Genomic DNA, 9,170 nt, shown 5'->3' on the forward strand with positions numbered 1-9,170 from the left:
GCCGTCCCGGCCGTCCCGGCCGTCCCGGCCGTCCCGGCCGTCCCGGCCGTCCCGGCCGTCCCGGCCGTCCCGGCCGTCCCGGCCGTCCCGGCCGTTCGCGCGGGCCGTCATGCCGCACCCGGCCCGGCCGGGCCCGCTCCGGCCGTGCGCGGGGGGCCCGCCGCCGGGGACACCGCGGCCAGGGCCACCGTGTCCGCCGCCCCCGGGTTCCGGACGTCCGCCACGATCTCCCCGTCCCGGATGCGCACCTGCCGCGGCAGGCTCGCCGCGATCTCCTGGTCGTGGGTGATGACGGCGATGGTGGCCCCGTCCCGGTTCAGCTCCCGCAGCAGGTCCATCACCGACTCCCCGGACGCCGTGTCGAGCGCGCCGGTCGGTTCGTCGGCGAGCAGCAGGTCCGGGGCGCCCGCCACCGCCCGCGCGATGGCCACCCGTTGCTTCTGCCCGCCGGACAGCTCGTGCGGCCGGTGCTCCATCCGGTCGCCGAGGCCGACCCGCTCCAGGGCCCGCGCCGCCCGGCGCCCGCGCTCCGCCCGCGAGAGCCCGCTGTACAGCAGCCCCTCGGCGACGTTCGCCCGCGCGCTGATGCCCGGTACGAGGTGGAAGGACTGGAAGACGAAGCCGACGTGGCGCGAGCGCAGGGCCGACAGCGCGCGGTCGGACAGCGCCGCGATGTCGTACCCGGCGATGGCGACCCGGCCGGCGGTCGGGCGGTCCAGGGTGCCGACGATGTGCAGCAGGGTGGACTTCCCGGACCCGGACGGCCCGACGATGGCGAGCAGTTCGCCGCGCGCGACGCTCAGGTCGATCCCGCGCAGGGCCGTGACCCCGCCCGGGTACTCCTTGGTCACCCCGGCCAGTTCGACCACCGGCCGGGCGGCGTCCACCGGTCCGGCGGGGCCCACCGGCCCGGCGGGGCGTGTCGTCATGGCCGTCACAGCTTCGGCACCCCCACCCGCATGCCCTCCTTGAGGGCGTCGCCGGTCACCTCGACCCGGCCGTTGCCGAACAGGCCCAGCTCCACGCCGATCTCCCGCACCCGGCCGTCCTCGACGACCTGGACGCCGAAGCCGCCGCCCGCGAGCGCGAGCAGCGCCGCGACCGGTACCGAGAGGACGCCCTCGCGGGTCTCGCCGGTCAGGCCGACCGACACGGAGGACTGGTCGGGGGCGGTGACGGCGGAGGGATCGTCGAAGGCCACGACCACCTCGACCTCCGCCTTCTTGCCGCCGCCCGCTCCTCCGCCCCCGCCCCCGCCCCCGCCGGAGCCGCCGCCCGCGCCCCCCGAGCCGTCGTCGCCGGCGGCCGTGCTGCCCACCGACTCGACCTTCCCGGTCGCCGTGGCACCGCCCGGCAGCCGTACGGTGACCTTCTCGCCGGTCTTCGCAGCGCCCGCCTTCCCGGCCTCCATCCGGAACCGCACGACCCGATCGGTCCCGGTCACCGTGAGCACCGGTTTGCCCGGCGCGGCCTCGTCGCCGACCGCCGCGTCCCGCTTGCGGATCCGCTGCGGCCCGGACGCGAACGCGACGTCCTCCTTGGCGACCTCGCCGGTCTCCTTCGCCTTGTGGGCCTTCTGCCACCGCTTGACGGCCGTCACCGTGCCGTCCGTGAAGGCGGGATCCGTCGCGTCGAGGCCGGTGCCGTAGCCGAGGGCCTGGAGGTTGCGCTTGAGCTGCTTGACGTCCTCGCCCTTGTCCCCGGCCTTCAGCGGCCGGTACATCGGCGTGGACCCGTACAGGAGCCGCACCGGCCGGCCGTCGACCTCGTACAGCTTCCCGTCGCGCTCGACCGCCGCGCCCTCGTCGGCGATCCACGTCACGACGCCCGGCCCGGCGGCGTTCAGCCTGCGCTCCCGCGCGTAGCCGAGGGTGCCCTCCGCCTGCACGGCCGCGCCGAGGTTCCCGCGCGTCACCGGCGCCGTGGCCGGCGGCAGTCCGGCGTCACGGTGCTCGCCGCCGCCGTCCTGGCGGGGCTGGGCCATGACCGCGTACCCGCCGCCGGAGGCCGCGAGCACCACGGCCAGCGAGGCCAGGAGCCACTTCCCGCCCCGCTTCACGAGCGGGCCGCCTCACACTTCTTCTGGGCGTCCTCGAACGTCTTCTCCTGGCCCGCGGGTATCTCGATCGCGGACTTCATGCCGCCGTTGTACTCGGGGTCCTTGAGCTGGATGCCGTTCTCGCGCATGCAGCGCACCCACTCCAGCTCCTTGTCCTTCTCCTCCTGTGTGGGCTCCTTGCCGGACCCGGGGCCGCCCATCCCGCAGCCCTTCATGGCCTCCTCCATCTTCTGCGGATCCGCGCCGCCGCCCAGCGTCATGCCGCGGGGGTCCTGACCCGGCTCCGGGTCGGGGGCGTCGATGCCGTGCTCGCGCAGGCACTGGCGCATCTTCACCGCGCGGTCGGCGTCCGCACCGGACCCGGAGGCGGACGAGGAGCCGGATCCGGACGAGGAGTCCTGGCCGGAGCCCCCCGCGTCCTTCTTCCCGTCGGACTTCCCGTCGGAGTTCCCGTTCGCGCATCCGGTGACGGCGAGGGCCAGCCCGGTGACGGCCGCGGCCGTGGTCATGATCAGGGATCGCTTCATGGGCCCGAGCCTGCGCGGGAAGGGGGTTTCGCTTCCCTCTCGCACCCTGCTTACAACGGCGAAATGCCGATCTCGGGTAAAGAGGACGGCATGCGCGTACTGGTGGTGGAGGACGAGGAATTCCTCCGGGAGATGATCGCCGAGGGGCTGCGCCGCGACGCGCTCGCCGTCGACGAGGCGGCCGACGGCCTGGAGGCCCTGCGACGGCTGCGCCTGGGCGAGTACGACGTCCTCGTCCTGGACCGGGACCTGCCCGGACTCCACGGCGACGAGGTCTGCCGCCAGGTCGTGCGGCAGCGGCTGCCGACCCGCGTCCTGATGCTGACCGCCTCCGGGACCGTGCGGGAGCGCGTCGAGGGTTTGGGTCTGGGCGCCGACGACTACCTCACCAAGCCCTTCGCCTACGACGAGCTGCTCGCCCGCGTCCTGGCCCTCGGGCGGCGTGCCCACCCCGCCCTGCCGCCCGTACTGGAGCGGGCCGGCGTCGCCGTCGACACCGCCCGCCGCGACGCGACCCGGGACGGGCGGCGGCTCGCGCTGTCCCGGAAGGAGTTCGCCGTACTGGAGGCGCTGCTGCGTGCCGACGGCGCCGTCGTCGGAAACGACGACCTCATCGAGCAGGTGTGGGAGGACGGCACGAGCTACTCCACCAACGCCGTCCGGGTCACCCTCAGCAAGCTCCGCGCCAAGCTGGGCGAGCCGCCGCTGATCGAGACGGTGTCCGGCGCGGGCTACCGGATCCCCCGGTGAGGCGCCCGCCGCACCTCCTGCCGCGCACCGAGCGCGGCCGCCTCACCGCCCTGTACGGGGCGCTGCTGCTCCTCGCGGGCGGCGGTCTGGTGGCGCTGGTCTACGTCCTGGTCGGCCAGGGCCTGTACTCCAGCGTCACCGGCGTCGTCCGCACGGCGAGCCCCGCCTACCTGGACCTCACCAAGGGCGTCCCGGCGGAGCCGGAGCGCCCTTGGGTACCGGCGCAGCGGCTCCCCCCGGGCGCGGCCCCCACCGCCGACCAGCTGAAGAGCTACGCCTTCACGCGCGACGTGTCGGACGCCGTCACCGAGGCCACGCAGCACCGGCTGCTGGTGTACTCGCTCCTCGCCCTCGCCGTCTTCGCGGTGCTGTCGATCTGGCTCGCCTGGTGGATGGCCGGGCGGGTGCTGCGCCCGGTCGGGGTGATCACCGGGACCGCGCGCCGGCTCTCCGGCGAGAACCTCGACGAGCGGATCGCCCTCGACGCGCCGCCCGGCGAACTCAAGGAACTCGCCGACACCTTCGACGCGATGCTGGGCCGGATGGAGCACCTGGTCTCCGCCCAGCGGCGGTTCGCGGCGAACGCCGCGCACGAACTGCGCACCCCGCTGGCGGTGCAGCGGGCGGCGGCCGAGATCGGGCTGGCCGGGGACCCGTCGCCTACGAGGGTAGCCCGCATCCGGGAGCGGCTCATCGGCGTCGCGGACTCCAGCGAGCACCTCGTCGAGTCGCTGCTGCTCCTCGCGGTGTCGGAAGAGGGGCTGGAGTCCACCGGCCCGGTGGACTTGGCGGAGCTGGCCGCGGCCGAGCTGGCGGCCTGCCCGCGGGATGGCCTGACCGTCGTACGGGCCCTGGCGCCGCTGACCGTACGGGGGGACCGGGCCCTGCTGGGGCACCTGGTGCGCAACCTCCTCGGCAATGCGGTGCGTCACAACCGCCCGGACGGCCGGATCGTCCTGGAGGTGTCCGCGGACGGGGAACTGACGGTGTCGAACACGGGGCCGGTGGTGGATCCGGCGGACGTGCCGCGGCTCCTGGAGCCGTTCCGGCGGAGCGCCGAGCGGCGGCACGCCGCAGGTGAGGGGGCCGGTCTGGGGCTGTCCATCGTCGCCTCGGTGGCGCGGGCGCACGGGGCCGAACTGGTGGCGCGGGCCAACCCGGAGCCCGAGGGCGGGCTGACGGTCCGGGTCCGCTTCCCCGGGTTCCGCGTGCCGCGGGGGGCGGCGGTTCAGCGCCGCTGAAGACCGGCTGCTGTACGGTCGGTTCAATGAGCAAGCACGCCCGGGCCCGCTCCCGCCGACCCCGTACGTCCCGCGTCTCCCGCCGGGTGGTGCTGGCCGCCACCCTCGGTCTGGTGGCCTCCGGGGCTTGCTGGGTCTACCTCGCCCAGGGCCCGGACAGGGCGGCCGCGGCGGCCACCGCACGTTCGGACGCCCGCCCGCAGACCGCCGTCCGCGCCGCGCGCGACGCCCAGCGGGACCTTCTCCAGGGCCTGTCCGGCATCAGCGAGGAGACCCGCAAGCGCATCCCGGCCGAGTCCCGCCAGCTCATCCTGGTCACCGGCAAGGCCCGCGACTCCTCGGAGTCCACGGCCGCCCTGTACACCCGTCCGGCGGCCGGCGCCGACTGGGTCCGTGCCGAGAGCTGGCCGGCCCGCAACGGCGCCAAGGGCTGGTCCACGGACCGCGCGTACGGGGATCTGACGTCCCCGCAGGGCGTTTTCGCGCTCACCGACGCGGGCGGCCTGCTGGCGGCCCCGGCCGGCACCCGCCTCCCGTACGACAAGGATCCCTCCTTCGTCGCGTCGGGCCGCGGGGTGAACGGCGAGTCCCTGGCCGGCTCCTTCGACTACGTGGTCGCGATCGACTTCAACCGCGAGCCGGGCAACTCGCCGCTGGACCCGGCCAAGCCGGAGGGCGAGGAGAAGGGCGGCAACATCTGGCTCCACGTGGACCACGACGGTCCCTCGCAGGGCTGCGTCGGCATCCCCAAGGACGCCATGAAGAAGGTCCTGGAGACCCTCGACCCGGCGGCGAAGCCGTTCATCGCGATGGGCCCCGCAGGGTTCTGACCGGGCGGCCGGCGGCCCTCAGCCGCGCCCCCACCCGAGGTCCAGCCCCGTACCCGGCCCCCCGTACCCGGCCGCCCCCTCCCCTGCCCGCGTCAGATCCTGACGACGCGCACGCGGTCGCCGCAGAGCACGGACAGGTCCTCCGGTTCCGAGGTCAGGACGGTCGCGGGGCCGGGCAGGTCCAGGGCGGTCGTTGCCACGAGGGCGTCCAGGGCGTACTTGTGCCCGTGCGGCCCCGCATCGGCGAGGAGCCTGCCGGCGCGCCGTGCGATGGCCTCGGTCGGTGCGACGACGTTCACGCGGGAGACCGCGAAGTCGAACCGGGCCTGGCTCACCCTGCCGGTGCGCGCCTTGAGCGCCGCGATGGTTCCCTCGTGCAGGGAGACGGACACGGGGCGGGTCGGGCCTTCGCCCGGCGTTGGCTGGCCGGTCATGGAGCAACCGTAATAAAAGTCCTGCTATTCGGTCGGCCGCCCGCGCCGGACTGCCCCCGCCGGGCTGCCCGGCCCCATCCCCTGCCGCCCCGCCTCTTGCCTGACGGACCGTCAGCTACGACGATGGCCCCGCACCGACAGCACGGACGGGTGCGCGAATCGGCAGACGAAGGCGAGGCGGGTCCGGCATGGCGCGCGTGTTTCCGGAAGGTCGGCTGGTCTACGGGATGCAGCTCCCGATCCAGTCGCAGAGCACCATCTACGCCGAGCCCTGGGAGGCGTCGGCCACCGCCGCCGACCTCGCCGAGGTGGCCCGCGCCGCCGACCGGGCCGGCTTCGGGTACGTGGCCACCTGCGACCACGTGGCCATCCCGCGGCGGCTCGCGGGGCCCATGAGCACCGTCTGGTACGACCCGGTCGCCACCCTCTCCTTCCTCGCCGGGATCACCGAGCACGTGCGCCTGCTCAGCCACGTCGCGATCCTCGGCCTGCGCCATCCCCTGATCAGCGCCAAGCAGTACGCCACGCTCGACCACCTCTCCGGCGGCCGGCTGATCCTCGGGGTGGGTGCCGGGCACGTCCAGGAGGAGTTCGAGATCCTCGGCGTGGACTTCGCGCGGCGCGGCGCCGTCCTCGACGAGACCCTGGACGCGCTGCGGGTGGCGCTGGGGCCGGAGGAGTTCCCCGAGTTCGAGGGCGAGCTGTTCTCCTTCAAGGACCTCGGCCAGCTGCCCCGCCCGGTGCAGCGGCGGATCCCCGTCTGGGTCGGCGGTTCCTCGGGCCCCGCCGTGCGCCGGGCCGCCGTGCGCGGCGACGGCTGGCTCCCGCAGGGCGACCCGCGCCACGCGCTGCCCCCGCAGATCGCCCGTATCCGGGAGCTGCGCGATGCGGCGGGGATCGGGGAGCCGATCGAGATCGGCGCGATCACCGAGGCGCTGTACGTCGGCGAACCCGGCTGGGAGACCGGTCGCCGGACCCTGGCCGGCAAGGCGGAGGCGCTCGCGGAGTCGCTGCGGGAGTACAAGGCGCTGGGCGTGGACCAGATCCAGGTCCGCTTCCGCAGCCGCGACCGGGCCGAACTGACGGACCAGATCGCCGCGTTCGGCGCCGATGTCGCGCCGCACCTCAACGACTAGGAGACACCGGCATGGGCAAGCTGGACGGGCGCGTCGTCATCATCACCGGTGCGGCGCGCGGTCAGGGCGAGCAGGAGGCCCGCCTGTTCGCGGCCGAGGGCGCCAGGGTGCTGCTCGGCGACGTACTGGACGACCAGGGCGCGGCCGTGGCCAAGGAGATCGGCGAGGACCGGGCCCGGTACGTCCGGATGGACGTGAGCCGGGAGGAGGACTGGGCGGCCGCGGTCGCCGCCGCCAAGGAGACCTTCGGCCCGGTCGACGGGCTGGTCAACAACGCGGGCATCCTGCGCTTCAACGAGCTGACCGGGACCCCGCTGGAGGAGTTCCGCCAGGTGGTCGAGGTCAACCAGGTGGGTGCCTTCCTCGGCATCAAGACGGTTGCCCCGGAGATCGAGGCGGCCGGCGGCGGCACCATCGTCAACACCTCCTCGTACACCGGGCTGACGGGCATGGCGTACGTGGGCGCCTACGCGGCGACCAAGGCGGCGGTCCTCGGGCTCACGCGCGTCGCCGCGATGGAGCTGGCGGGCAAGGGGATCCGGGTCAACGCGATGTGCCCGGGCGCGGTGGACACCCCGATGGCCAATCCGGGGCTGCTGGACCCGGCCGGGATCACCGACGAGGCCCGGGAGGCGATGGCCGGGCTGTACCGGCGGGTCGTGCCGATGGGGCGGGTCGGGCGGCCGGAGGAGGTCGCGAAGCTGGCCCTCTTCCTGACCTCCGAGGACTCCTCGTACATCACCGGCCAGCCGTTCGTCATCGACGGCGGCTGGACGGCCGGCGTCAGCATCGCCTGAGGCCCGGCCAAGACATCTGATGGAGCGTCAGGTATTGACGCTCCGGCCTTGGCGGTGGAACAGTCGGGGCATCGAATCTGACGAAACGTCAGAAACTAAAGGACGGTGAACCCCCTTGGAATTCGGGCTCTTCGTGCAGGGATACGTGGCCGAGTCACGGTCCAAGGTCGACCCCGAGGCAGAGCACAAGGCGCTGATCGAGGAGACCGAGTACGTCATCCAGGCCGACAAGTCGGGCTTCAAGTACGCCTGGGCCTCCGAGCACCACTTCCTGGAGGAGTACTCGCACCTCTCCGCGAACGAGGTCTTCCTCGGGTACCTGGCCCACGCCACCGAGCGCATCCACCTCGGCTCCGGCATCTTCAACCCCCTCGCCCCGGTGAACCACCCGGTGAAGGTGGCGGAGAAGGTCGCCATGCTCGACCACCTCTCCAAGGGCCGTTTCGAGTTCGGCACCGGGCGCGGTGCGGGCAGCCACGAGATCCTCGGCTTCCTCCCGGGCATCGAGGACATGAACGGCACCAAGGAGATCTGGGAGGAGACCATCGCGGAGTTCCCCAAGATGTTCCTTCAGGAGGAGTACGAGGGGTTCCAGGGCAAGCACTGGTCCCTGCCGCCGCGCAAGATCTTCCCCAAGCCGTACGGCAAGGCCCACCCGGCCATGTGGTACGCCGCCGGATCTCCCTCCTCCTACGCGATGGCGGCGAAGAAGGGCCTGGGCGTGCTGGGCTTCAGCGTGCAGAAGGTCTCCGACATGGAGTGGGTGCTGGAGCAGTACAAGACGGCCATCCAGGAGGCGAAGGCCATCGGCGCCTTCGTCAACGACAACGTCATGGTCACCTCGACCGCGATCTGCGCCGAGACCCACGACAAGGCGGTGGAGATCGCCGTCAACGCCCACATGAACCGCTTCCAGTCGCTGGTCTTCCGCTACCACGACACCTTCCCGCGGCCCGAGGCGATCCCGCAGTGGCCCGAGCTGCTGCCCGAGTACAACGCGGAGATCATCGAGCTGCTGATCGCCGAGGAACTGATGATCTGCGGCGACCCGTCCGAGGTGCGCGCCCAGTGCAAGCGGTGGGAGCAGGCCGGCGCCGACCAGCTGTCCTTCGGACTGCCGACCGGGGTCTCGCCCGAGGACACGCTCACCACCATCAAGCTCATCGGCGAGCACGTCATCCCGCACATCGACACCGACCCCGTCCACCGCACGACCCGCTTCCGCCAGGCCGTCTGACCCGGCGGGGGAACAGGGACGGCGTCTTCCCGGACCGCCGTCCCACAGCGGCCCCGGCCGGGCGGCCCCGGCCGGGGCACGCGGGGGCGCCGCCGCCTTCGACAAGCCCGCCGCCGACAAGGTCCGCGACATGGGCCACCCCGCACCCGCCGCCGCCGC

10 protein-coding genes are annotated in these 9,170 nt (G+C 73.6%); 6 read left to right on the top strand and 4 right to left on the bottom strand.

Annotated features, from left to right (window positions below):
- Positions 1 to 107 precede the first annotated feature (107 nt).
- The 3 genes from ABT106_RS28940 to ABT106_RS28950 are packed head-to-tail and all read right to left on the bottom strand — an operon-like array spanning position 108 to position 2,586.
- Complete coding sequence (locus ABT106_RS28940) at positions 108 to 929, bottom strand: ABC transporter ATP-binding protein (RefSeq protein ID WP_351283162.1); 822 nt, start codon at positions 927 to 929, stop codon at positions 108 to 110.
- 5 nt (positions 930 to 934) lie between these two features.
- Positions 935 to 2,059, bottom strand: coding sequence for a peptidoglycan-binding protein (locus ABT106_RS28945; RefSeq protein WP_351283165.1), 1,125 nt, complete (start codon positions 2,057 to 2,059; stop codon positions 935 to 937).
- On the bottom strand, positions 2,056 to 2,586 hold the full coding sequence (locus ABT106_RS28950) for a hypothetical protein (protein WP_351283168.1): 531 nt from the start codon (positions 2,584 to 2,586) through the stop codon (positions 2,056 to 2,058). Before ABT106_RS28950 ends, ABT106_RS28945 begins: the two co-directional genes overlap by 4 nt.
- A gap of 90 nt (positions 2,587 to 2,676) precedes the next feature.
- On the opposite strand from ABT106_RS28950, the gene ABT106_RS28955 reads away from it, so the two are divergent.
- From ABT106_RS28955 to ABT106_RS28965, 3 genes are read left to right on the top strand one after another with little or no spacing between them, the layout of a single operon-like run.
- Entirely contained in the window at positions 2,677 to 3,336 is a 660-nt protein-coding gene (locus tag ABT106_RS28955) for a response regulator transcription factor (protein ID WP_351283188.1), read from the top strand.
- On the top strand, positions 3,333 to 4,577 hold the full coding sequence (locus ABT106_RS28960) for a sensor histidine kinase (protein WP_351283171.1): 1,245 nt from the start codon (positions 3,333 to 3,335) through the stop codon (positions 4,575 to 4,577). The genes ABT106_RS28955 and ABT106_RS28960 overlap by 4 nt, the downstream gene beginning before the upstream one ends.
- 26 nt (positions 4,578 to 4,603) lie before the next feature.
- Complete coding sequence (locus tag ABT106_RS28965) at positions 4,604 to 5,407, top strand: hypothetical protein (RefSeq protein ID WP_351283174.1); 804 nt, start codon at positions 4,604 to 4,606, stop codon at positions 5,405 to 5,407.
- A 92-nt stretch (positions 5,408 to 5,499) separates the two neighbouring features.
- Here the strand turns inward: ABT106_RS28965 and ABT106_RS28970 are convergent, their stop codons facing one another.
- The gene (locus ABT106_RS28970; protein WP_351283177.1) at positions 5,500 to 5,841 is read right to left on the bottom strand and encodes a PIN domain-containing protein; all 342 of its coding nucleotides are present in this window, start codon (positions 5,839 to 5,841) and stop codon (positions 5,500 to 5,502) included.
- A 188-nt stretch (positions 5,842 to 6,029) separates the two neighbouring features.
- Here ABT106_RS28970 and ABT106_RS28975 point away from each other — a divergent pair, with 188 nt between their 5' ends.
- The 3 genes from ABT106_RS28975 (at position 6,030) to ABT106_RS28985 (ending at position 9,011) form a co-directional block, all read left to right on the top strand.
- Positions 6,030 to 6,977 (top strand): TIGR03619 family F420-dependent LLM class oxidoreductase, encoded by a 948-nt coding sequence (locus tag ABT106_RS28975; protein ID WP_351283180.1) that lies wholly within the window; start codon positions 6,030 to 6,032, stop codon positions 6,975 to 6,977.
- 11 nt (positions 6,978 to 6,988) lie between these two features.
- Positions 6,989 to 7,774: an SDR family NAD(P)-dependent oxidoreductase gene (locus ABT106_RS28980; protein WP_351283183.1), complete on the top strand. Its 786-nt coding sequence runs from the start codon at positions 6,989 to 6,991 to the stop codon at positions 7,772 to 7,774.
- Between the two features lie 115 nt (positions 7,775 to 7,889).
- A complete protein-coding gene (locus ABT106_RS28985; protein ID WP_351283186.1) occupies positions 7,890 to 9,011 on the top strand; it encodes an LLM class flavin-dependent oxidoreductase in 1,122 nt (373 codons plus the stop codon).
- The last annotated feature ends 159 nt before the right edge of the window (positions 9,012 to 9,170 follow it).

Origin of the sequence: Streptomyces sp. NPDC002044 (genome assembly GCF_040296725.1) — a bacterium.
Taxonomy (GTDB): domain Bacteria; phylum Actinomycetota; class Actinomycetes; order Streptomycetales; family Streptomycetaceae; genus Streptomyces; species Streptomyces antarcticus.

Bases quoted from the DNA above. Each gene is read 5' to 3' on its own strand.
- ABT106_RS28950 (WP_351283168.1), bottom strand. From the start codon at position 2,586: ATGAAGCGATCCCTGATCATGACCACGGCCGCGGCCGTCACCGGGCTG.
- ABT106_RS28955 (WP_351283188.1), top strand. From the start codon at position 2,677: ATGCGCGTACTGGTGGTGGAGGACGAGGAATTCCTCCGGGAGATGATC.
- ABT106_RS28980 (WP_351283183.1), top strand. From the start codon at position 6,989: ATGGGCAAGCTGGACGGGCGCGTCGTCATCATCACCGGTGCGGCGCGC.
- ABT106_RS28965 (WP_351283174.1), top strand. From the start codon at position 4,604: ATGAGCAAGCACGCCCGGGCCCGCTCCCGCCGACCCCGTACGTCCCGC.
- ABT106_RS28940 (WP_351283162.1), bottom strand. From the start codon at position 929: ATGACGACACGCCCCGCCGGGCCGGTGGGCCCCGCCGGACCGGTGGAC.
- ABT106_RS28970 (WP_351283177.1), bottom strand. From the start codon at position 5,841: ATGACCGGCCAGCCAACGCCGGGCGAAGGCCCGACCCGCCCCGTGTCC.
- ABT106_RS28975 (WP_351283180.1), top strand. From the start codon at position 6,030: ATGGCGCGCGTGTTTCCGGAAGGTCGGCTGGTCTACGGGATGCAGCTC.